Here is a 22,301-nt window from a genome sequence, read left to right as displayed (position 1 = left end):
ATGCGTCACCGCAACGGTCTTCGCAAACTAAACCGTACTAGCAGCCACCGTCAGGCCATGTTCCGCAACATGGCCAACTCGCTGCTGCGTCACGAGGTTATCAAGACGACTCTCCCGAAGGCGAAGGAACTGCGCCGCGTGGTCGAGCCGTTGATCACGCTGGGTAAGAAGCCGAGCCTTTCCAATCGTCGGCTGGCTTTCAACCGTCTTCGCGACCGCGATATGGTCGTGAAGCTGTTCGACGAGCTGGGCCCGCGCTTTGCCGCCCGTAACGGCGGCTATCTCCGGATTCTGAAGTTCGGTTTCCGGGATGGCGACAATGCCCCGATGGCTCTGATCGAGCTGCTCGACCGCCCGGTCGAGGGCGAAGCTGTCGAAGCAGCCGACGAGCGTGAAGCTTCCGCTGCGTGATCGCATCGCAGTGCGTGAGAAAATGGGCCGGTTATCCGGCCCTTTTTTTTGTCCGCGGGAGGCCGTTATCCTCGTTCGGCAAAGCGGTTACGGCCAGAGGGCGACGAGCGCTCCCTGCTACGCCTGCCGTCCGTGAAGCCGTGATTCGCGACCCGACGATGGGTTTGTAGCAGGGCTCATGGATTAGCGTTAAGACCGATTGGGACGCGTTGAGCGATAGGAGGTGGCGTGAGCTTGATATTGGTGACCGGAGGAGCTGGATATATCGGCTCGCATACCTGCGTCGAGCTGCTGCAGAGCGGACACGACGTCGTCGTCGTCGACAACTTCTGCAACAGCAAAGTGGCTGCGCTCGAACGGATCGAGGAGCTCGCGGGTCGCCCGTTGGCCGGTTTTCATCGCGTCGATGTGCGCGACCGCGCGGCTCTGCGGGAAATATTCCGGCGGTACGAGTTCGCTGCGGTGATTCATTTCGCGGCGCTGAAGGCGGTCGGGGAATCCGTACGCGAGCCGCTGGCGTATTACGACAACAACCTGGGCGGAACGATCGCACTCGCCGATGTCATGGCGGAGTTCGGCGTTCGTCGGCTCGTTTTCAGCTCGTCCGCGACGGTCTACGGGGAGCCGGATCGTGTGCCGATCACGGAGGATTTTCCGACCGGGGCGACGAACCCGTACGGGTGGACGAAGTGGATGATGGAACGCATCCTGTCCGATCTATCCGCGGCTGATCCGCGCTGGAACGTCGTGCTTCTCCGCTACTTCAATCCGGTGGGCGCACATTCGAGCGGGCGAATCGGCGAGGACCCGAACGGCTTGCCCAACAACCTTATGCCATACATCAGCCAGGTCGCCGTCGGACGCCTGCCGCGCCTGCAGGTCTTCGGCGCGGACTATCGCACGCCGGACGGCACGGGAGTGCGGGATTATATTCATGTGGTCGACCTCGCTCGCGGTCACGTCCGAGCGGTCGAGCGGATTGACGTGTTGCCCGGTGTCAGCTGCCTGAATCTCGGAACCGGGCGCGGCTACAGCGTTCTCGAAGTCGTCCGGGCATTCGAGAGGGCGTCGGGCCGGACGGTGCCATACGAAGTCGCCGCGCGGCGCCCTGGCGACGTTGCGGAATGCTGGGCGGATCCGTCGCGCGCGCGCGAAGTGCTGGGCTGGCGGCCTGAATACGATCTCGACGCGATGTGCCGCGATGCCTGGCACTGGCAGGTCGCGAATCCGCAGGGCTATCCCGACGTGTAAGTGAGAGCGTCCGGCCGTTACCAGGACTTTCGCACGCGGTTGCGGTATTGCACGTCGTGCGGGAGAACTTTCTGCGTCGCTTCGAGATGCGCGCTGACGATCTCAAATGCCCGCGCTAGCGTAGCGGTCGAGAGCAGCGGGAGTTCGCTCTTTCGTGCCGTCAGGCGCACGAACTGCTCGATCGACCGGGTGCGCTGCTGCTCGTCAGGCGCGACATAAACGCCCAGGCCCGCTTCGAGCAAGGTCGCGAACGTCTTGACGCGTCGCTCTATCCGGTCAAGGAAGATGCTCTGCGGGTCCTTCGGCACTTCGGCCATCGCGTTCTCCTGGAATTGCGCGCGTCCGGGCCGGACGCCATTGCAAGCGACTATGATGGAGTGATTGTAAGCCGAAGTAAGGGGCGCACCGGGAGGAAGTTGCCGGACGGGCAACCAGGGCGGGCGCCTTTCGACTCTCCGGCCAGCAGCCACACGGCGGGATCATTGGGATGGTGGCCGACAGCGAGCCGGCGTCGATGATTGCTGGGTGCGCGCGGCTTTTTAAGTGCCGTGTCGGTGCGAGTCGGCGGTGCGACGGAGTTTGGGTCACAAGGAAAACGGTCACGGGGTCCCGAGCACGCGCGCGAGATATCGCCCGGTATGACTGGCGGGATCGGCCGCGACGGCTTCGGGAGTTCCGGCGCAAACAATCTGTCCGCCGCGGTCGCCGCCCTCCGGTCCGAGATCGATCAGCCAGTCCGCGGTCTTGATGACGTCGAGGTTGTGCTCGATGACGATGATGGTGTTGCCATGGTCGCGCAGGCGATGCAACACGCCGAGCAGCAGTTCGATGTCGCGGAAATGCAGGCCGGTGGTCGGCTCGTCGAGGATGTACAGGGTGCGCCCGGTGTCGCGCTTCGAAAGTTCAAGCGCAAGCTTGATCCGCTGCGCTTCGCCGCCCGAGAGCGTGGTGGCGCTCTGGCCGAGACGGATGTAACCGAGCCCTACGTCCATCAGCGTCTCGAGCTTGCGCGCAACGACCGGGACCGGGCGGAAGAATTCGAGCGCGAGTTCGACCGTCAGGTCGAGCACTTCGAAGATTGTCTTGCCCTTGTAGCGGATTTCGAGGGTCTCGCGGTTGTAGCGCTTGCCGTGGCAGACGTCGCACGGAACGTACATGTCCGGCAGGAAATGCATCTCGACCTTGATCAGGCCATCGCCCTGGCAGGCCTCGCAGCGTCCGCCCTTGACGTTGAACGAGAACCGGCCCGGCCCGTAGCCGCGCGCGCGCGCTTCCGGAACGCCAGCGAAGAGCTCGCGCACCGGCGTCAGCAGTCCGGTGTAGGTCGCGGGGTTCGACCGCGGTGTGCGGCCGATCGGAGATTGATCGACGTTGATCACTTTGTCGAAAAAATCCAGGCCGTCGACCGAGACGTACGGGGCCGCCTCGGTATTCGAGTTGTAGAGATGCTTCGCGGCGACCGCGTGAAGGGTGTCATTGATCAGCGTCGACTTGCCCGAACCCGATACGCCGGTGATGCAGGTCAGCAGGCCGACCGGAAGTTCGGCGGTGACGTCCTTGAGATTGTTGCCCGAACAGCCGCGTAGCGTCACGACGCGCTCAGGGTCAGGAGCCCTGCGCCGAGCCGGAACGGGAATCGAATAGCGGCCGGCGAGATAGGCGCCGGTCAGCGACGTTTCGTTCGCCGCGATTTCGCCGGGGGTGCCGCGCGCGATGATTTCTCCGCCATGGACGCCGGCTCCCGGCCCCATGTCGACGACATAGTCCGCCGCGCGGATCGCATCTTCGTCGTGCTCCACGACGATGACGGTGTTGCCCAGGTCACGCAGTTGTCGCAGCGTGCCGAGCAGGCGATCGTTGTCGCGCTGGTGCAGCCCGATCGACGGCTCGTCGAGCACGTACATCACGCCGGTGAGCCCGGAACCGATCTGACTCGCGAGACGGATCCGCTGCGCCTCTCCGCCGGAAAGCGTGTCGGCCGAGCGATCGAGCGACAGGTAGTCGAGTCCGACATTGATCAGGAAGCTCAGTCGGTCCGAGATCTCCTTGACGATCTTGCCGGCGACGAGGGCGCGGTGTCCGGTCAGTGCGAGCCCCTCGAAGAACGCCCTGCATTCGCCGAGCGGCATCCGGCTCGCGGCGTGAATCGAGCGGCCGCCGATCAGCACGTGGCGCGCCTCGGAGCGAAGCCGCGTGCCGTCGCAGACGGGACATGCGCAGGTTGCCCGGTATTTCGTCAGCTCCTCGCGAACCGCGGTGGAGTCGGTCTCGCGGTAACGCCGCTCGAGATTCGGGATGATGCCTTCGAACGGGTGCTCCTTCGCGACCATCCGTCCGTTGTCGGACGGATAGCGGAAGCGGATTTTTTGTCGCCCCGAACCATGGAGCACGACTTCGCGAATGTCGGCCGGCAGCGCGTCGAACGCTGTGTCGAGGTCGAAGCCGTAATGGCTCGACAGGCTCGCGAGCATCTGGAAATAGAACTGGTTGCGCCGGTCCCATCCGCGGATCGCGCCGGCGGCGAGCGATAGTTCGGGGTGGATGACGACGCGCGCCGGGTCGAAGAATTCGACCTGGCCGAGCCCGTCGCACTTCGGACAAGCGCCGGCGGGGTTGTTGAACGAGAAGAGGCGCGGCTCGAGCTCTGCCAAGGCGTAGCTGCACACCGGGCACGCGAAGCGCGCGGAAAAGAGATGCTCGGCGCCGGTGTCCATCTCCATCGCGATCGCCCGGCCGTCTGCGTGCGTCAGCGCGGTCTCGAAGGATTCCGCGATCCGGCCGCGCTGGTCCGCTCGCACCTTGAGACGGTCGATGACGACCTCGACGGTGTGCCGGCGGCCTTTCACGAGCGGCGGCAGCGCATCGAGCTCGTACACCTCGCCATCGACGCGGGCGCGTACGAAACCCTGCGCGCGCAACTCCGAGAACAGATCGCTCTGCTCGCCCTTGCGGTGAGCGACGACCGGCGCGAGGATCATCAGCCGCGTGTCTTCCGGCAGCGCAAGCACATGGTCCACCATTTGCGACACCGTCTGCGCCTCGAGCGGATGTTCCGGGTGATCGGGGCAGTGCGGCGTGCCGGCGCGCGCGTACAGCAGGCGCAGGTAATCGTGGATTTCGGTGACCGTGCCGACCGTCGAGCGCGGATTGTGGCTCGTCGCCTTCTGCTCGATCGAGATTGCCGGGGACAGGCCCTCGATCAGGTCGACGTCCGGCTTCTCCATCAATTGCAGGAACTGTCGCGCGTACGCCGACAGCGACTCGACGTAGCGGCGCTGCCCTTCGGCGTACAGCGTGTCGAACGCGAGCGACGACTTGCCCGAGCCGGACAATCCGGTGATGACCGTCAGCCGGTTGCGCGGCAGGTCGAGGCTGATGTTCTTGAGATTGTGCGTGCGCGCGCCGCGAATGCGGATCTCGTCCATGAGGCGGGGCTGGCGAAAGCGGAGCACGCCACTATACGAGAGAACGCGGACGCCAACCAAACCCGTCAAGCACCGATGCTAGAATCCCCGCTTTGCTTCGTTGCCAGCCTAGATGTCACGACCCGAGCACGACTCCATGACCCCCGCCGAAAAGCGCGCCGGCGCGAGCCTGGCCGCGATCTTCGCGTTGCGGATGCTCGGGCTGTTCCTGATCCTGCCGGTGTTTGCGGTCCACGCGCACAAGGTCCCGGGCGGCGACAATCTGACACTCGTCGGCCTCGCGATCGGCGCCTACGGGCTCACGCAAGCCTTTCTGCAGATCGCCTACGGCATCGCGTCGGACCGCTTCGGGCGCAAGCCGGTGATCGTGTTCGGATTGTTGCTGTTCGTCGTCGGCAGCACGGTCGCCGCACTCGCGGGGAACATCGAGACGATCATCGTCGGGCGCGTGCTCCAAGGCGCCGGCGCGATTTCGGCAGCGGTGACCGCGCTCGCGGCCGACCTCACGCGCGATCAGCATCGGACAAAGGTGATGGCGATGATCGGTTCGAGCATCGGCCTCGTGTTCGCGATTTCGATGGTTGCCGCCCCGACGCTATACGCGGCGATCGGCATGGACGGCATCTTCTGGCTCACCGCGGTGCTTGCATTCGCCGCGATCGGCGTCGTGCTCTACGTCGTGCCCGCGGCACCTCCGGTGCCTCGTGCGCCGGCGGGCAGCTTCGTCGATGTGCTGCGGGACGGCCAGCTGATGCGGCTCAATGGCGGCGTTTTCGCGCTGCATCTGATCCAGACCGCGATGTGGGTGCTGGTGCCCGCGGCGCTCGTCGCCGGCGGAGGACTCGCGCTGCCGGAGCACTGGAAGGTCTATCTGCCCGCGGTCCTGCTGTCGTTCGCGCTGATGGTGCCGGCGGTCATCGTCGCCGAGCGACGGGGCAAGATGAAGGCGGTTTTCAACAGCGCGGTCGTGCTGCTGCTGATCGTGCAGATCGGGCTCTACGCGTTCGGACAGGGGCTGTGGTGGCTCGGCCTGTGGCTGACGCTGTTTTTCGTCGCCTTCAACGTCCTCGAAGCGATCCTGCCGTCATGGATTTCACGGGTTGCACCCGCCCATTCGAAAGGCGCCGCGCTCGGCCTGTACAACACGCTGCAGTCGGTCGGACTGTTCCTCGGCGGCATGCTTGGCGGCTGGGTCGCGCAGCATTTCGGCCCGGGCGCGGTCAACCTTGCCTGCGGCCTGCTCGCACTGATCTGGCTGCTCTTCGCAGCGACGATGAATCCGCCTCCCCGACGTGCCGTTCCTGCCGCGACGGCACGTTAATCAATCCTCGAGGAGTACCTCATGGCTTCCCTGAACAAAGTGATCCTGATCGGCAATCTCGGCAAGGATCCCGAAACACGCTACGCCCCGAGCGGCGACGCGATCTGCAACATCACCGTCGCGACGAGCGAAAGCTGGAAGGACAAGAACACCGGCGAAAAGAAGGAACAGACCGAATGGCACCGCGTCGTGTTCTTCGGTCGGCTCGCGGAGATCGCCGCGCAATACCTGCGCAAGGGCAGCCAGATCTACGTCGAAGGCCGGCTGCAGACGCGCAAGTGGCAGGACAAGGAAGGCCAGGATCGCTACACGACCGAAATCCGCGGCGATGAAATGAAGATGCTCGGCTCGCGCCAGGGTGCGGGCGGGGGCGATGCGTCGGGGCGCCAGTACGACGCGGGCGGTTACGACGCCCCGGCGGCGCCCTCGCGCCCGGCCCCGCAGCAAGCCCCGAAGGCGCCGCCGAAGAGCGGCGGGTCGGGCGGCTTCGGGGATTTCGACGACGATATCCCGTTCTGACGTCCCCTTCCTGAAACATAAATGAAAAACGGAGCCGCTGATTCGGCTCCGTTTTTTTTCGGCGCTTCTCGGGGCGCGATAGCCCAGGACGCGGGCCGCGGCTATTCCCTTGCCTCCGAGCGCGCAATGAGGGCGCCGAGCATCTGGAGGACCGCCCTCGCCGGACTTGTCGAGGCCGACAGGTTCAGAGGTGATCCGCGGGTGAATTCGACCGCGAAGAAGCTTTGCGGCCGAGAAACACGTAGCTGTCATGCACGAAACGAAAATGGACCGGACGTCTGCATGCGCGAGTATTATGTGAAAAGCATCGTTCGACGGGTGCCTCGCGGTACGGGTTGCTTTCTTCGGCGGGAGATGACGGTACTTGATGTTTTTCGCACATTCGACGCAGAAGGGCGACCGGGCGGACTGGCAGCCCCTTGCGGAGCATCTCCTGAATGTCGGGCGGATGGCGGGGCGGAGCGCGGCCGTATTCGGGGCTGGCCGCATGGCGGAGGCTGCCGGCATCCTCCACGACATAGGCAAGTACACCGAGGATTTCCAGCGCCGCATTTCGGGTGAAGCCGTTCGCGTCGACCATGCCACCCGTGGCGCCATGCTTGCGCTCGAATGGTATGGCCCGGTTGGCTACCTCCTTGCGTACGGAATTGCCGGCCATCACGCGGGCTTGGCGAATGGGTACGACGGAGGGGAGCGCACCGCGCTGCGAGACCGATTGGCGGCCTCGGCATTCCCCCGCTCATCACGCAGTGGCAACACGAGATCAAACTGCCCGGTACGCTCGGAGATCTGCCGTTTCAGTTTGCCGGGGCAGAGCTCCGTGGCTTCCAGACCGCATTTTTCGTGCGGATGTTGTTCTCGTGCCTGGTCGATGCGGATTATCTGGACACCGAAGCCTTCTACGACCGGGTGGAGAATCGCCCGTCGGCGCGCGAGGTTGAGGTCCCCTCGCTCGACGTCCTGCGCGACCGACTCGATACCCATTTAGCCTGTTTTTCGGCCGATTCCGAGGTCAATCGGATCCGAGGCGACATCCTGGCATGTGCTCGTCGACAGGCTGATCTCGCCCCGGGCCTGTTTTCGCTGACGGTGCCTACCGGGGGTGGCAAGACGCTGGCTTCGCTCGCGTTTGCACTCGATCATGCGATACGCCACGGGCTGCGGCGGGTGATCTTCGTCATTCCATTTACCAGCATCGTCGAGCAGAACGCGGCGGTATTCCGCCGCGCGCTGGGTGAACTCGGCGAAGCTGCCGTATTGGAGCACCACAGCGCCTTCATGGCTCCGTCGCTGTCCCGCGACGGTGCCGAACGCTACCAGTCGCAGGAGAAGCTGAAGCTGGCGATGGAGAACTGGGACGCGCCCATCGTCGTCACCACCGCGGTGCAGTTCTTCGAGAGCCTGTTCGCCGCCCGGCCTTCCCAGTGCCGCAAGCTGCACAACATCGCCGGCAGCGTCGTGATCCTGGACGAAGCTCAGACTTTGCCGCTCAAGCTGCTGCGCCCGGCCGTCGCCGCGCTCGACGAGCTGGCGCGCAATTACCGCAGCAGCATGGTCTTGTGTACCGCCACCCAGCCCGCACTGCAGGCCCCCGAATTTGAAGGCGGGCTGGAGCAGGTCCGCGAACTCGCGCCCGAACCACCCGTGCTGTTCCGCAAGCTGGAGCGGGTCCGAGTGAGGCACGTGGGCGCGCTGGACGACGAGGCGCTGGCTCAGCGCATGCGTGCGCACGCGCAGGTGCTGTGCATCGTGAACAATCGCCGCCACGCCCGGGCGGTATTCCAGGCGATGGCGGATCAGTCCGGCGCACGTCACCTGACGACGCTGATGTGTGCCCGCCACCGCAGCGAGGTGCTGGCGGGCGCGCGCGACGACCTGAAACAGGGACGGCCGTGCCGGCTGGTTTCGACCTCGCTGATCGAGGCCGGCGTCGACGTGGATTTCCCGCTGGTGCTGCGGGCGGAGGCCGGACTGGACTCCATCGCCCAGGCCGCCGGTCGCTGCAATCGTGAAGGGCGGCGCGATATCGCGGACAGCGAAGTGCTCGTGTTTTCCACCGCCAACCCCGATTGGGCGCCGCCGCCCGAGCTGAAGCAGTTCGCCCAGGCGGCGGCAATGGTGTTGCGCAGTTACGCGGACGACCCGCTGTCGCCGCTCGCAATCGAGGCCTACTTCCGCGAGTTGTATTGGCAGAAGGGCGACGCCGCACTCGACGGCGGCGATCGTCCGATACTTCGGCTGCTTCAGCGCAGCCGCCCCGACACGCTACCGATGGAAACGCTGGCCGAACGCTTTCGCATGATCGAGTCGGTGCAGATGCCGGTGATCGTTCCGTTCGACCGCACGGCGCGAGAGGCGCTGCAGGCGCTGCGCTTCGCGGACAGGAGCGGCGCCCTCGCTCGAGCGCTTCAGCCCTACCTCGTGCAACTGCCGCGGCAGGGCTTGGACGCGCTGAGCAAGTCCGGCGCGATTCAGCCGGTAGCGCCGGAACGCTGGGGCGAGCAGTTCATGGCGCTGATGACGATGGATCTGTACGACGATCGGTTTGGGTTGAGCTGGGACGATCCGGCGTTTTTGAAGGGGGAGAGTCTGATGTGGTGAGTACATCGGCGAAAAGTCGCCTACCCCAACGGAAAGATCTATATCGGTCAAGACCGCACCAACAGCGTCAATTATTTTGGCAGCGCAAGCAGTGAGCTGATCGCGCGGGACTTCACTGATGAGGAACGACGTGATTTCACTGTCCGGCGAACCATTTTTGTGGGAATCCCGCGCGGCGAGCGCGCCAAGGGTCAGCCGCAAGGAGGTGGAGTTGATACGGCAGTGGCAATCCAACAATCCCGAGGTCGGATATAACCGTTGGCCGAAGTTTGTGCCGACGAAGAACAACCAACTCGATAAACGAGGGAGGCAATAGGGCATGAGCTTCGGAATCCGTCTTCTCGTCTGGGGCGAACGAGCCTGCTTCACGCGCCCCGAGATGAAGGTCGAGCGTGTGAGCTACGACGTCATCACGCCTTCTGCCGCGCGCGGCATTCTGGAGGCGATCCACTGGAAGCCGGCGATCCGCTGGCACATCAACCGCATCCATGTACTGAAGCCGATCCGCTTCGAGTCGATCCGGCGCAACGAGGTCGGCGGCAAGCTGTCGCCGGCCAGCGTGGCGAAGGCGATGAAGGCGGGCAGCACCGCCGGCCTCGCCGCCTTCGTGGACGAGGATCGGCAGCAGCGGGCGGCCACCGTGCTGCGGGATGTGCGCTACCTGATCGAGGCCCATTTCGAACTTACCGAGCGAGCCGGACCGGACGACTCGGTCGGCAAACATCTGGACATTTTCAACCGCCGCGCGCGCAAGGGGCAGTGCTTCCATGCGCCCTGCCTGGGTGTGCGCGAATTTCCGGCCAGCTTCGAGCTGCTGGAGGACGAGGCGTCGGCACCGTTGCCGGACCCCGGAGTGGACGCGGAAAAGGATCTCGGTTGGATGCTGCATGACATCGATTTTTCGGATCGCATGACGCCGCGCTTCTTCCGCGCCCGTGTGCAGGGAGGCGTGATCGAAGTGCCGCCCTGGCAAGCGGCGGAGGTGAAGGCATGATCCTGCAGGCGCTTGTGCGCTACTACCAGCGGCTGCTTGAAAAACGGTCAGCCCACCCGAGCTCGGGAGGCATCGCGCCCTACGGCTACAGCCCCGAGAAGATCAGCTACGAGATCGTGCTCGGTCCCGACGGGGCGGTGCGAGCGGTGAACGACATCCGCGACACGACGGGCAAGAAGCCTCAGCCGCGAATGCTGGACGTGCCTCAGCCGGAAAAGCGCACGGTTGGCATCAACTCCAATTTCCTGTGGGACAAGACCAGCTACGTGCTCGGGGTCAGTGCCACCAGCAAGCGCGCCGACAAGGAGCACGAGGCGTTCAAGGCGCTGCATGAAAGCGCGCTGGCGGGCGAGTACGACGAAGGCCTGAAGGCTCTGCTGGCCTTCCTGCAGCGCTGGACGCCCGATCAGTTCCAGGCGCCGCATTTTTCTGACGAGATGCAGGACGCCAACTTTGTATTCCGCCTCGGTGACGAATATCGGCATCTTCATGAGCGTGAGGCCGCCCGGGCTCTGCGCGCGCGTTTGCTGGGTGGCGAGGCGGAGGGTGCCGGGGCGGCTGCGGTTGCCCAGGCGGTTTGCCTGGTGAACGGCGTGTCCGCGCCGATTGCCCGCCTGCATCCCGCGATCAAGGGGGTGATCGGCGCGCAGAGTTCCGGCGCCTCGCTGGTCTCCTTCAATCTCGACGCCTTTACGTCATACGGCAAGAGTCGGGGCGACAACGCGCCGGTGTCCGAGCACGCCGCCTTCGCCTATACCTCGGTGCTCAATTATCTGCTGCGCGGCGGTGGCGACAACCGCCAGCGTCTGCGGGTGGGCGACACCACGGTGTTGTTCTGGGCCGAGGCTGCGGGCAACGAGACGGACGCCCAGGCGGCGGAGAACTTCCTCGCCAGTCTCTTCTTTCCGCCCGACGACGACAGCGAGGCCGATCGGCTGCGCGGTGTGCTCGACGGCCTCGGCAAGGGCAGGCCGCTGGCCGAACTCGATCCGGGTCTCGAAGCCGGAACCCGTATGTATGTGCTCGGTCTCGCGCCGAACGCCTCGCGCCTGTCGGTGCGCTACTGGCAGGTCGACACGCTGGAAGTGTTCGCCAAGCGGCTCGCCCTGCATGCACAGGATCTGCGCATCGAGCCGCTGCCGTGGCGCGTGGAGCCTACCGTCTACCGCCTGCTGCTCGCGACCGTGCCGAATCGCGAAGGGGCAAAGCCGAGGACCGACGACGCCTTCGACAACCTGGTCGGCGAAACCATGCGCGCCATTCTGAGCGGCGGCCTCTATCCGCGCAGCCTGCTCGGCAGCACCGTGATGCGCATCCGCAGCGACGGCAACCTGTCCGGCATGCGTGCCGCGATCTGCAAGGGCGTCCTGGCGCGCGAGCGTCGCCTGGGCATCCGTACTTCCGACGAGGAGATTCCCGTGAGTCTAAACAAGCAATCCACCCAGCCAGGCTACCTGCTCGGGCGGCTGTTCGCGGTACTGGAGTACGTGCAGCGCAGCGCCCTCGGCGGGCAGGTGAACGCCACCATCCGCGACCGCTACTACGGCGCGGCTTCGGCGACGCCGGCAGCGATCTTTCCGGTGCTGTTGCGCAATACGCAGAACCATCTGGGCAAGCTGCGCAAGGAACGGCCCGGGCAGGCGGTGACGCTCGAAAAGGAAATCCGCGAGATCGTCGAAAACCTGCCGGATCGCTTCCCGCGCAGCCTGAAAATCGAGGACCAGGGCCGTTTCGCAATCGGCTACTACCACCAGTCGCATTCCCACTTCACCAAACGCGACGCCGCCGGCGACGCGGCTGAACACACCGAAACCGAGACCGAAGGAGCCCTCTGATGACGGCCATCGCCCATCGCTACGAATTCGTCTACCTGTTCGACGTCACCAACGGCAATCCCAATGGCGATCCGGACGCGGGCAACCTGCCGCGCCTCGACCCCGAAACCAACCGCGGGCTGGTCACCGACGTCGCCCTCAAGCGGAAGATCCGGAATTTCGTCACTCTGGACAAGGAAGGCGCCGCGGGTTACGCGATCTATATGCAGGAAAAGGCCGTGCTCAACAACCAGCACAAGCGGGCCTACGACGCGTTGGAGATCAAGCCCGAGGACAAGAAGCTACCGAAGGACGAGGCCAAGGCGCGGGAGATCACGGCGTGGATGTGCGCCAACTTCTTCGACGTGCGCACGTTCGGCGCGGTGATGACGACCGGCATCAATGCCGGCCAAGTGCGCGGTCCGGTGCAACTGGGTTTCGCGACGTCGGTGGAGCCGGTGCTGCCGCTCGAGATCTCCATTACCCGCATGGCGGTCACTACCGAGAAGGAGGCCGAGGCGCAAAGCGGCGACAACCGCACGATGGGCCGCAAACACATCCTGCCATACGGCCTCTACCGGGCGCACGGCTTCGTCTCCGCGAAGCTCGCAGAACGCACCGGTTTTTCCGACGTGGACCTGCAACTGCTGTGGGACGCCCTCATCAACATGTTCGAGCACGACCGCTCCGCCGCCCGCGGCGAGATGGCTGCACGCAAGCTGATCGTGTTCGAGCATGACAATACGATGGGTAACGCACCGGCGCACGTGTTGTTCGATACCGTCAAGGTCGAGCGGTTGAAACCGGAGGATGACGGCCCGGCGCGTAGCTTTGCCGATTATCGCGTCACCGTGGACGCCGAGGCGCTGCCGCGCGGCGTAGGCGTGCGCGAGTACCTCTGAGGTGGAGGCGGGGACGAGCGCGGATGAAGACCTCATCCCCCTTTCCGCCCTGCAGCACTATCTCTACTGTCCGCGCCAGTGCGCGCTCATCCACTTGGAACAGCTGTGGGCGGAGAATCGGCAGACAGCGGAGGGGCGGTTGCTGCACGACCGTGCCGATACCCCCGCTGCAGAGCGCCGCCACGGCGTGCGCACGGTGACCGCCATGCCTTTGTCCAGCGTGGAACTGGGTATTGTCGGTGTGGCCGACGTGGTGGAATTCCACGCCGGCGACATCGGCGAACGCCCCTACCCGGTGGAGTACAAGCGCGGGCGCCCCAAGTCGCATCGCGCGGACGAGGTGCAACTGTGTGCGCAGGCGCTGTGCCTGGAAGCGATGTTCGGCGTGGCGGTGGAGGAGGGCGCCCTGTTCTACGGCCAGCCGCGCCGGCGCGCGGTCGTGGTGCTCGACGACGCCCTACGCAGCTTGACGCGCGAAACGATCCGCGCGGTCCGCGCGATGTTCCTCTCCAGGCGCACGCCGCTGGCCAGCTACGAAGCAAAGCGTTGCGACAGCTGTTCTCTGCTCGATCTCTGCCAGCCCCGTCTGCTGGCGCGCGCGGGCAGCGTGGACGCGTGGCTCGAGCGGCAACTGCGAAGCGAGGACTGAAGCATGCGCCGCCACCTCAATACCCTGTACGTCACCACCGAGGGTGCCTGGCTTAAGAAAGACGGTGCCAACATCGTGATGGAAGTGGAGGGAGTGGAACGGGCGCGCCTCCCGGCACACATGCTGGAAAGCCTGGTCTGCCTGGGGCGGGTGCTCGTGTCGCCGCCGCTGCTCGGCTACTGCGCCGAGCAGGGCATCTGCGTCAGTTTCCTGTCTCCTAACGGGCGATTTCTAGCGCGCGTGGAAGGGCCGGTCTCCGGCAACGTGCTGTTGCGTCGAGAACAGTATCGCCGCACCGACGACTCGGCGCGCTGCGGCCTGATCGTGCGCAACCTGCTGCTCGGCAAGGTACATAACCAGCGCGCCGTGCTCGGCCGCGCACTGCGCGACCACGGCGAGACGCTGGCCGAGGCCGACCGCGTCGCGCTGTCCCACGCGCGAGAGCGCCTGCGTCGCATCTCCGATCGCCTGCTTGCTGAAGAACGGCCTGACACGATGCGCGGCCTGGAGGGTGAGGCGGCCCAAGCTTACTTCGGTGTCTTCCACCACCTGATTCGCGTTCCGGAACCGGCGTTGCATTTTAATGGCCGTAGCCGCCGGCCGCCGATCGACGCCGTCAATGCCTTGCTCTCCTTCCTCGACACGCTACTGACGCACGACTGTCGCTCGGCTCTGGAAGGCGTCGGCCTCGACCCCGCGGTGGGCTTCCTCCACCGTGACCGCCCCGGTCGCCCGAGTCTCGCGCTCGACCTGCTGGAGGAGTTCCGCCCCGTGTTGGCCGACCGTCTCGCATTGTCGTTGATCAACCGCCGCCAACTCGGCGAGCGCGATTTCATCCGCTTGGACAACGGCGCGGTGCTGCTCAAGGACGGCTCCCGCAAGACCGTGCTGACCGCCTATCAGGAGCGCAAGCGTGAGGAACTACGCCACGGCTTTTTGGAGGAAAAGCTCGCCGTCGGCCTTTTTCCCGCCGTCCAGGCTCAGTTGCTGGCCCGCCACCTGCGCGGCGACCTGGAAGCCTATCCACCCTTCCTCTGGAAGTGAGCTCCCGTCATGATGGTTCTGGTGAGCTACGACGTCAGCACCCGCGAAAGTGGCGGCGACCGGCGTCTGCGGCGCGTCGCCAAGGCTTGCCGCGACTACGGTCAGCGGGTGCAGTATTCCGTGTTCGAGATCGAAGTCGACCCGGCACAGTGGGCGATGCTGAAGCAACGGCTGATCGACCTGATCGATATCACGCAGGACAGCCTTCGCTTCTACTACCTCGGTAAGCACTGGACCAGCCGCGTCGAACACGTCGGTGCGAAAGCGGCAGTCGATCTGAACGGCCCCCTTGTCTTTTGAGTTCAATCAGTGCGAACCGGAAGTGGCCGGTGAATGCCCCTGAGGTTCGCAGTTTTCCAATAGATTGATTTTTCGCCGGTTCGGCGCGCTCCGTCGATTGAAGGACGGGAAAGCCGCGTCTCTGCGGGGAGATTCGCGGAAAGTGGAAGATAGTCTCTTGCACGTCATGATGTTACGTTGACGGGGTCGCGCCCCGCGCGGGCGCGTGGATTGAAACACCGTTTGGTGTAATGCAGTCACCGCAGCGACATTCGTCGCGCCCCGCGCGGGCGCGTGGATTGAAACACGGCAGTGCCCACGATCAGCGATACGACCGCCACGGTCGCGCCCCGCGTGGGCGCGTGGATTGAAACTCGACGCTCGGCGATGACGACTCTGCGGAGTACGCATGTCGCGCCCCGCGCGGGCGCGTGGATTGAAACTGCAGGTGACGGATTCGACCAACGGATCTGTGTCGGTCGCGCCCCGCGCGGGCGCGTGGATTGAAACGTCGCCGGCTGGCGCGCGCTGGCGTGCCCGGTGTGTCGCGCCCCGCGCGGGCGCGTGGATTGAAACGTCGACGCGACGCCGATCAGCTACGACGCGCAGCAGGTCGCGCCCGGCGCGGGCGCGTGGATTGAAACCGCTGCGCCCATCGGCCCCACGCGCTCAGCAGATGTCGCGCCCCGCGCGGGCGCGTGGATTGAAACCACACGTCGAACCTCGCCCTGGGTCGCGAGCCAGCGAGTCGCGCCCCGCGCGGGCGCGTGGATTGAAACGTAGCCCAGCGATACCATGAACTCGTGCGCGTACGTCGCGCCCCGCGCGGGCGCGTGGATTGAAACGACCCCCGCGGGCAACACGTCTCGCTGCCGCTGCTGGTCGCGCCCCGCGCGGGCGCGTGGATTGAAACATCAACCGGGCAGAGCCCGCCACCCAAGGAGACGCCAGTCGCGCCCCGCGCGGGCGCGTGGATTGAAACTCGCCGGGGACGGCGAGAAAGTAAAGTCACTTCAGGTCGCGCCCCGCGCGGGCGCGTGGATTGAAACGCGCCCGCGGTCCCGACGTCGGGTGCGGCGAGCGGTCGCGCCCCGCGCGGGCGCGTGGATTGCAAATGCATCCGCGTTGCGGCAGGTAGCGCCGGCACAGGTCTCACGCCGCATTAACTCGTGGACCTAGTTGCCGTGCGCCGTATCCGACTCCTTGCTGTGTCGAAAACAGCAAAGACAGGTCCGGATTCGTCAGCACCGCTTCGTTGCTTACGTGCCCTTGCGCTGCCGGTCCTCCAGCGCCCGCTGCATCCGTCCCAGTGCTTCCGCAAGCACCGTGCGCGGACAGCCGAAGTTCAGGCGCACGAAGCCGGGCATGCCGAAGGCGCTGCCATCCGACAGGCCGACGCCCGCGTCTTCGAAGAATTTCGCCGGGTCGGCGAGCCCGGCGGCGCGGCAGTCGATCCACGCGAGATAGGTCGCTTCGGGAGGAACCATGGTCAGTCCGGGCATCGACGCGACCGCGATCAGGACGGCGTCGCGGTTGCGTCGCAGGTAGGCCAGCAGTGCGGCGCGCCAGGGGCCGCCGTCGCGGTAAGCGGCTTCGGCGGCGACCATGCCGAGCAGATTCGGATGCGGAACGAGGCCGCGCATCTCGTGGCGAAACCGCCGGCGCAGCGCCGGGTCCGGGATGATCGCGAACGCGCAGTAGAGCGCAGGGATGTTCCAGGTTTTCGACGGCGCCATCAGCGTGATCGTGCGCCGCGCGACGCTGTCGTCAAGGGCCGCGATCGGGGTGTGCGCGACCTCGTCGTCGAGCACGAGGCCGCAGTGGATTTCGTCCGAGCAGATCGTGAAGTCGTGGCGTTCGGCGAGATCGACGAGCCAGCCGAGTTCGTCGCGGTCGAACACGCGGCCGACTGGGTTGTGCGGGTTGCACAGCATCAGCAACCGGGTCCGCGGCGACAGCGCGGTCTCGACCGACGCGCGGTCCCACTCCCAGCGCCCGTCGATCAGCACGAGCGGACGGGTCACGAGGCGCCGGTCGCTGTTCCCCGGGGCCGTCAGAAACGGAGGATAGACCGGTGTTGCGGTGAAGACTTCGTCGCCCGGCTCGCCGATCGCCCGGCACGCGAGGTTGAGGCCGCTGACGACGCCCGGCAGCCAGACGAGCCAGTCGGGTTCGATCCGCCATGCATGGTCGCGGGCGATGCCTTCGACGACGGCATCGACGAGACTAGGCCACGCATCGGTGTAGCCGAACACCGGGTGCTCGAGGCGCCGACGCAGTGCGTCGAGAACCGCCGGCGGTGCAGCGAAGTCCATATCGGCGACCCACAGCGGGAGGACGTCCCGATCGGCGTAGCGGCCCCATTTGTCGCCAGGTTGACTGCGGCGGTCGATCGGCGAATCGAAATCGAAAGTGGGCATCCTGTGGCTCCGGCGATGACGTGTCGCAGTGTAACGCGCCCCGCCCACGGGCCTCGGGTCGCCACTGCAGGATACAATCGCGCCTGACAAAAGGAACGGGCAGGAGGAGGTTAGGCATGCAGCATGTGACCGCTCATCCCGATGGAATCCTTGCGGTGGATTCGGGCTACGATCGGCCAGGCATGGCGGCGATCCATCTCGTCATTCATCGCGGCCGCGCGGCGGTCGTCGATACCGGCACGAACGCGTCGGCGCCGCGCGTGCTCGCGGCGCTCGCCGCGGCCGGGATCGCGCCCGACCACGTCGACTGGGTGATGCTGACGCACATCCATCTTGATCACGCGGGCGGGGCCGGCAGCCTGATGTGCGCATTTCCGAACGCGAAGCTGCTGGTCCACCCGCGGGGCGTGCGGCACATGATCGATCCCGAGGCGCTGTGGGCGGGCACGTCGGCGGTGTATGGCGCCGAGCGCGCGTTCGCGCTTTACGGGCGGCTCGCGCCGGTGCCCGCGGAGCGCATCGTCGCGGCGACCGACGAGTTCGAGATCGACATGGCCGGGCGCCGCTTCCGCATCCTCGATACGCCGGGACACGCGCGCCATCACATCTGCATCTGGGACGAGACCGCACGGGCCTTCTTCACCGGGGACACTTTCGGTCTGTCCTATCGGGAACTCGATGTCGACGGGCGTGCGTCGGTCTTGCCGACGACGACGCCGACGCAGTTCGACCCCGATGCGCTGCACGCATCGATCGAACGGCTGATGTCGTTCGCGCCGGAGGCGATGTATCTGACGCACTACAGCCGCGTCACGGATGTGGACCGGCTCGCCGCCGACTTGCAACGACTGATCAGCACGGAAGTCGCGGTCGCCCAGGCCGCGCGGGGGCACGGCGTCGCGCGCCACGTCGAAATTCTGGCCGGACTCGAGCAGATCGTGCGCGAGGAAGCCGAGCGCCAGGGCTGGACGCTGCCCGAAGCGGAAGTTCTCGAGCTGCTGCGGATGGACCTCGAGCTCAATGCGCAGGGGCTCGGAATGTGGCTCGACCGTCCGGTGACGAAGGAAACCGCTACGGCGTGAGCCGCGATCATGGCGGACCGCCGACGGATGGGTTGGCGGTCGAGCCGACAACGCCCGGTGCGATCGTCGCGATTCGGGCGAAAGGCCGCTTGACGCGGGCGGCGGGTCTGCTCGGGCAAGGGCAAGGTCGGACACGATCGGGCCGAGAAGGCGCTCTTGTCGCCGAAACATCCTATTGCGCGGCGCCCTCCTCGGGGCCGAGCGCTTCGACCTTCGCGCGCGCCTCGGCGTTGCCGTGTTTCGCCGCTTCCCGATACCAATGCGCCGCGAGATCGGGGTCGGGTTCGACGCCGGAGCCGGTTTCGTACATGCCGGCGAGGGCGTTCTGCGCGCCGGCGTGGCCCGCGCTCGCCGCCGCGTGATACCAGCGCGCCGCAGCCGCAGGGTCGAGCGGAATGCCGCGACCCGCGAAGTACATCGCCGCAAGGCTGACCTGGGCGTCGACATGGCCCTGTTCCGCGGCCCGCCGATACCATTCCGCCGCCGTCGGCAGCGAGCGTTCGACGCCGTCGCCGTGGTCGTACAGCACCGCGAGTTCGTATTGCGCCTGTGGCAGACCCGCGGCCGCCGCGCGCCGCAGCCAGCGCCACGCCGCGTGGTCGTCACGCGCCGTCGTCTCGCCGCGCAACAGCATCATCGCGTAGTTGAACTGGGCGAGGCGATTGCCGGCGCGGGCGGCCTGCTCGAAAAGGCGCGCCGCGTCATCGAGGCGGCCGGCTTCATAGGCGCCGACGCCGGCTTCGCCGACGAGCGCGGGCGGCATCGCGATCGCCAGCGGGCAGAGGTGCATCAGCGTGCCGCACAGCAGGGCCCGGCATAGCAATCGGGGCATGAGGTCCTCCTTCGCGCATTGGAGCCGGACCGGTTCGGGGAGTTCAGCCCCGCGCCGCTGAGGTAACATCGGCGCACTTCGTTCCTCCTCCCGCTTCCATGTCCGGTTCCTTCCTGCCTCCGCCCGCGGACGTCGACCGCGAGCGACGCTTCGGCGGCATCGCTCGGCTTTACGGTGCGGGCGCCCTTGATCGGCTCGAACGTGCGCGCGCCTGCGTCATCGGCATCGGCGGCGTCGGGTCGTGGGGCGCCGAAGCGCTGGCGCGCAGCGGCGTCGGGCGGATCACGCTGATCGACCTCGATCACGTCGCCGAATCGAACATCAACCGCCAGATCCACGCGCTCGACGCGACGCTCGGGCAGGCGAAGGTGGTCGCGATGACCGACCGCATCCGCGCGATCAACCCCTTGGCGGACGTTGCGGTCGTCGAGGATTTCGTCACCGTGGACAACGCCGCCACGCTGCTGCAGGATTTCGACGTCGTCATCGATGCGATCGACAACGTGCGCGCAAAAGTCGCGATCGTGCTCGCGTGCCGCGCCCGCCGCATTCCGTTGATCGTTGCCGGGGGCGTCGGCGGCAAGACCGATCCGACCAAGATCCGCGTCGACGACCTGTCGCGGACCGAGCAGGACCCGCTCCTCGCGAAAGTGCGCAAACGCCTGCGCAGCGAACATGGCTTTCCGCGCAATCCGAAGCGGCCGTTCGGCATCGACGCGGTGTATTCGGCGGAGCCGCTGCGCCTGGATGGCGCGGCGTGCGATCTGCCGCACGTTCCGCAGGGACTCGCCTGTGCGGGCTACGGGTCGAGCATGATGATGACCGCGAGCGTCGGTCTGTTCGCTGCCGCGCTCGCGGTGGAGCGACTGGTCGCGACGCAGGCCGTCGTTGCGGAGGGAATCGCAGAGGAGGCGCGGGCATGAGCGTCGCGACAAGTTTTCATGAAGAGAGGGCGGTCCGGTGAGCGGCGATCGGGCGGTCGTGCTGTTCGGTCACGGCGCCCGGGATCCGGCGTGGGCGGAGCCGATGCGGCGCGTTCGCGATCAACTCGTCGCGGGCGCCCCCGATGTCGGCGTCGAACTCGCCTTTCTCGAATTCATCGAGCCCACGCTCGACGTCGCGATCCACTCGCTCGTCGCCCGCGGCGCGCGCCGCATCGTCGTCGTGCCGATGTTCATCGCGCAGGGCGGGCACCTGAAAGCCGATCTGCCGAAACTCGTCACCGCGGCCCGCGTGCGCCATCCCGGCTGCGAGATCGTGCAGACGCTCGCAGTCGGCGAGGCCGATCCGGTCATCGCGGCGATGGCTGATTACGCGCGCCGGTGCGCGACGGGCGACGTCGGCTGAAGGTCGAGCCGGTCGCCCGGCCCGGGCGGCATCGTCCGCGCGACGAGATTTTTTTTGCGCTTCCGACTAAGCGGAGCATAAATGATGAATTCGACCGGCGTTTCCCCAGCTCGCCCCGCCTTCTCGCGTTTTCCTCGCGCGGAGCGCACGCGCATCGACGCTCGTCCAGGTGCGTTTACGGCGAATGTCCGTGATCGGTTCGCGGGGCGAAACGCGTTCGTAGTGGCGATGACGGGGCGCGAACGCCTCGGTCGCGGGCAACTTCGCGCTGCTGCAAATACGCGCAGTTCCCCGCGTGCCGACTTCGGCGGCTTTCGTTGACTTTCGTGAATATCAGAATACACTAATATTCACTATGAAAATGCCGGCCGCCTTCTTCCTGCCGTTTCCAGTCCTGTTCGCTTGCGCCACGCTCGCGCATGCCGAGATCGCCACCATACGGGTCGAGTCGCGCCCGGTTGCGGTGTCGCGCGCCGCCGAGGCGACGCTCGAGGCGGTCCGCGAAGCCACGCTCGCGGCGCAGGTGCCCGGGCGCATCGTTGCACTGAACGTCGACGCAGGGGATCGGATCTCGAAAGGCGACGTGCTGGTTCGCCTCGACGCCGCGGAGGCAAACCAGCTGGTGAGCGGCGCCGAGGCGGCCATCGCTCAGGCCGAGGCGAGCCTGATCAACGCGAAGGCGGGTTACGAACGCACGGCGCGTCTGCTCGAACGCAAGTTCGTCAGCCCTTCGGCGCTCGACCAGGCGAAAGCCGCGCGCGACGCGGCGGAGGCGCAGCTGCGGGCGGCGCGCGCCGGGCGCGGCGCCTCCGCGGCCGCCCGGGCCTATTCCGAGATCGCCGCGCCGCTGACCGGCCTCGTCGCGGCGCGCCATGTCGAGCAGGGGGATATGGCGCAACCGGGTCGCCCGCTGCTGACCATCTACGACCCGACTGCGATGCGCGCGGTCGTCGATGTGCCGCAGCAACAGCTCGGCGCTGCCGGCGGAAGGCTGCCGAAGGCGCGCGTGGAGCTGCCGGAGTCGAATCGCTGGTTCGATGCGAGCGCCGTCACTGTGCTGCCGGCCGCCGATCCTCGCACGCATACCGTCCGGGTCCGCGTCGACTTGCCGCCGGATGCGGTCGGGCTCGTGCCGGGCATGTTCGCGCGCGTGCATTTTTCGGGGGGCGAGAACGCGCGTGTGGGCGTGCCCGCGTCGGCGATCGTCAAGCGCGGCGAGCTGACCGGGGTATATGTCGCCGACGGCAAGGGCGGGTTCCGGCTGCGGCAGATCCGGGCGGGCGAGGAGCTCGCCGACGGCCGCGTGGAGGTGCTTGCGGGCTTGGCGGGCGGCGAGGTGGTCGCGCTCGACGCGGTGCAGGCCGGCATCGAAGCCCGCGCGGCGGCGGTCGCGGACACGCGCTGACCGGT

At 66.4% G+C, this 22,301-nt stretch carries 20 protein-coding genes and 1 CRISPR repeat array; of the genes, 16 read left to right on the top strand and 4 right to left on the bottom strand.

The window, feature by feature from the left end; translation table 11 throughout:
* Positions 1 to 411, top strand: coding sequence for a 50S ribosomal protein L17 (gene rplQ, locus ROZ37_RS17115; protein ID WP_312661140.1), 411 nt, complete (start codon positions 1 to 3; stop codon positions 409 to 411).
* A gap of 228 nt (positions 412 to 639) precedes the next feature.
* The gene (gene galE / locus ROZ37_RS17110; protein ID WP_312661136.1) at positions 640 to 1,662 is read left to right on the top strand and encodes a UDP-glucose 4-epimerase GalE; all 1,023 of its coding nucleotides are present in this window, start codon (positions 640 to 642) and stop codon (positions 1,660 to 1,662) included.
* Positions 1,663 to 1,679: 17 nt separating this feature from the next.
* Here the strand turns inward: galE and ROZ37_RS17105 are convergent, their stop codons facing one another.
* Positions 1,680 to 1,979 carry a hypothetical protein gene (locus ROZ37_RS17105; protein ID WP_312661134.1) on the bottom strand — a complete coding sequence of 100 codons (300 nt, stop codon included), beginning with the start codon at positions 1,977 to 1,979 and terminating at the stop codon, positions 1,680 to 1,682.
* Positions 1,980 to 2,261: 282 nt separating this feature from the next.
* Positions 2,262 to 5,087 carry an excinuclease ABC subunit UvrA gene (uvrA, locus tag ROZ37_RS17100; protein WP_312661132.1) on the bottom strand — a complete coding sequence of 942 codons (2,826 nt, stop codon included), beginning with the start codon at positions 5,085 to 5,087 and terminating at the stop codon, positions 2,262 to 2,264.
* 136 nt (positions 5,088 to 5,223) lie between these two features.
* Here uvrA and ROZ37_RS17095 point away from each other — a divergent pair, with 136 nt between their 5' ends.
* The 10 genes from ROZ37_RS17095 (at position 5,224) to cas2 (ending at position 15,231) form a co-directional block, all read left to right on the top strand.
* Positions 5,224 to 6,408 (top strand): MFS transporter, encoded by a 1,185-nt coding sequence (locus tag ROZ37_RS17095; RefSeq protein ID WP_312661131.1) that lies wholly within the window; start codon positions 5,224 to 5,226, stop codon positions 6,406 to 6,408.
* A gap of 21 nt (positions 6,409 to 6,429) precedes the next feature.
* Positions 6,430 to 6,927 (top strand): single-stranded DNA-binding protein, encoded by a 498-nt coding sequence (gene ssb, locus ROZ37_RS17090; RefSeq protein WP_312661129.1) that lies wholly within the window; start codon positions 6,430 to 6,432, stop codon positions 6,925 to 6,927.
* Between the two features lie 367 nt (positions 6,928 to 7,294).
* Complete coding sequence (locus ROZ37_RS17085; protein WP_312661198.1) at positions 7,295 to 7,915, top strand: CRISPR-associated endonuclease Cas3''; 621 nt, start codon at positions 7,295 to 7,297, stop codon at positions 7,913 to 7,915.
* The gene (gene cas3, locus ROZ37_RS17080; RefSeq protein ID WP_312661197.1) at positions 7,810 to 9,528 is read left to right on the top strand and encodes a CRISPR-associated helicase Cas3'; all 1,719 of its coding nucleotides are present in this window, start codon (positions 7,810 to 7,812) and stop codon (positions 9,526 to 9,528) included. Before ROZ37_RS17085 ends, cas3 begins: the two co-directional genes overlap by 106 nt.
* 319 nt (positions 9,529 to 9,847) lie before the next feature.
* Entirely contained in the window at positions 9,848 to 10,522 is a 675-nt protein-coding gene (gene cas5c, locus ROZ37_RS17075; RefSeq protein ID WP_312661128.1) for a type I-C CRISPR-associated protein Cas5c, read from the top strand.
* Positions 10,519 to 12,357 carry a type I-C CRISPR-associated protein Cas8c/Csd1 gene (cas8c, locus tag ROZ37_RS17070; protein WP_312661125.1) on the top strand — a complete coding sequence of 613 codons (1,839 nt, stop codon included), beginning with the start codon at positions 10,519 to 10,521 and terminating at the stop codon, positions 12,355 to 12,357. The genes cas5c and cas8c overlap by 4 nt, the downstream gene beginning before the upstream one ends.
* Complete coding sequence (gene cas7c / locus ROZ37_RS17065) at positions 12,357 to 13,238, top strand: type I-C CRISPR-associated protein Cas7/Csd2 (protein WP_312661123.1); 882 nt, start codon at positions 12,357 to 12,359, stop codon at positions 13,236 to 13,238. The genes cas8c and cas7c overlap by 1 nt, the downstream gene beginning before the upstream one ends.
* Position 13,239: 1 nt before the next feature.
* The gene (gene cas4, locus ROZ37_RS17060) at positions 13,240 to 13,887 is read left to right on the top strand and encodes a CRISPR-associated protein Cas4 (RefSeq protein WP_312661121.1); all 648 of its coding nucleotides are present in this window, start codon (positions 13,240 to 13,242) and stop codon (positions 13,885 to 13,887) included.
* Between the two features lie 3 nt (positions 13,888 to 13,890).
* Positions 13,891 to 14,931, top strand: a complete 1,041-nt coding sequence (gene cas1c, locus ROZ37_RS17055) for a type I-C CRISPR-associated endonuclease Cas1c (RefSeq protein ID WP_312661119.1) — start codon at positions 13,891 to 13,893, stop codon at positions 14,929 to 14,931.
* Positions 14,932 to 14,940: 9 nt separating this feature from the next.
* The gene (gene cas2 / locus ROZ37_RS17050) at positions 14,941 to 15,231 is read left to right on the top strand and encodes a CRISPR-associated endonuclease Cas2 (protein WP_312661118.1); all 291 of its coding nucleotides are present in this window, start codon (positions 14,941 to 14,943) and stop codon (positions 15,229 to 15,231) included.
* Positions 15,232 to 15,416: 185 nt separating this feature from the next.
* Positions 15,417 to 16,325: direct repeats of the CRISPR family, unit length 32 nt; unit sequence GTCGCGCCCCGCGCGGGCGCGTGGATTGAAAC.
* A 144-nt stretch (positions 16,326 to 16,469) separates the two neighbouring features.
* On the opposite strand, the gene ROZ37_RS17045 is transcribed toward cas2, so the two are convergent.
* Positions 16,470 to 17,630, bottom strand: a complete 1,161-nt coding sequence (locus tag ROZ37_RS17045; protein ID WP_312661116.1) for a PatB family C-S lyase — start codon at positions 17,628 to 17,630, stop codon at positions 16,470 to 16,472.
* Between the two features lie 116 nt (positions 17,631 to 17,746).
* On the opposite strand from ROZ37_RS17045, the gene ROZ37_RS17040 reads away from it, so the two are divergent.
* On the top strand, positions 17,747 to 18,712 hold the full coding sequence (locus ROZ37_RS17040; RefSeq protein ID WP_312661114.1) for an MBL fold metallo-hydrolase: 966 nt from the start codon (positions 17,747 to 17,749) through the stop codon (positions 18,710 to 18,712).
* Between the two features lie 172 nt (positions 18,713 to 18,884).
* Here ROZ37_RS17040 and ROZ37_RS17035 read toward each other — a convergent pair whose 3' ends face one another.
* Positions 18,885 to 19,544, bottom strand: a complete 660-nt coding sequence (locus ROZ37_RS17035; RefSeq protein WP_312661113.1) for a tetratricopeptide repeat protein — start codon at positions 19,542 to 19,544, stop codon at positions 18,885 to 18,887.
* Positions 19,545 to 19,642: 98 nt separating this feature from the next.
* Here ROZ37_RS17035 and ROZ37_RS17030 point away from each other — a divergent pair, with 98 nt between their 5' ends.
* The 3 genes from ROZ37_RS17030 (at position 19,643) to ROZ37_RS17020 (ending at position 22,296) form a co-directional block, all read left to right on the top strand.
* Entirely contained in the window at positions 19,643 to 20,467 is an 825-nt protein-coding gene (locus ROZ37_RS17030; protein WP_312661112.1) for a tRNA threonylcarbamoyladenosine dehydratase, read from the top strand.
* A 37-nt stretch (positions 20,468 to 20,504) separates the two neighbouring features.
* A complete protein-coding gene (locus tag ROZ37_RS17025; protein ID WP_312661111.1) occupies positions 20,505 to 20,891 on the top strand; it encodes a CbiX/SirB N-terminal domain-containing protein in 387 nt (128 codons plus the stop codon).
* A gap of 355 nt (positions 20,892 to 21,246) precedes the next feature.
* Positions 21,247 to 22,296: an efflux RND transporter periplasmic adaptor subunit gene (locus ROZ37_RS17020; RefSeq protein WP_312661109.1), complete on the top strand. Its 1,050-nt coding sequence runs from the start codon at positions 21,247 to 21,249 to the stop codon at positions 22,294 to 22,296.
* Positions 22,297 to 22,301 lie beyond the last annotated feature (5 nt).

This window comes from Aromatoleum sp. (genome assembly GCF_032027225.1).
GTDB lineage: Bacteria > Pseudomonadota > Gammaproteobacteria > Burkholderiales > Rhodocyclaceae > Aromatoleum.
The sequence above is the reverse complement of the archived record's forward strand: the minus strand, read 5'-3'. Positions and strand labels throughout refer to the sequence as shown.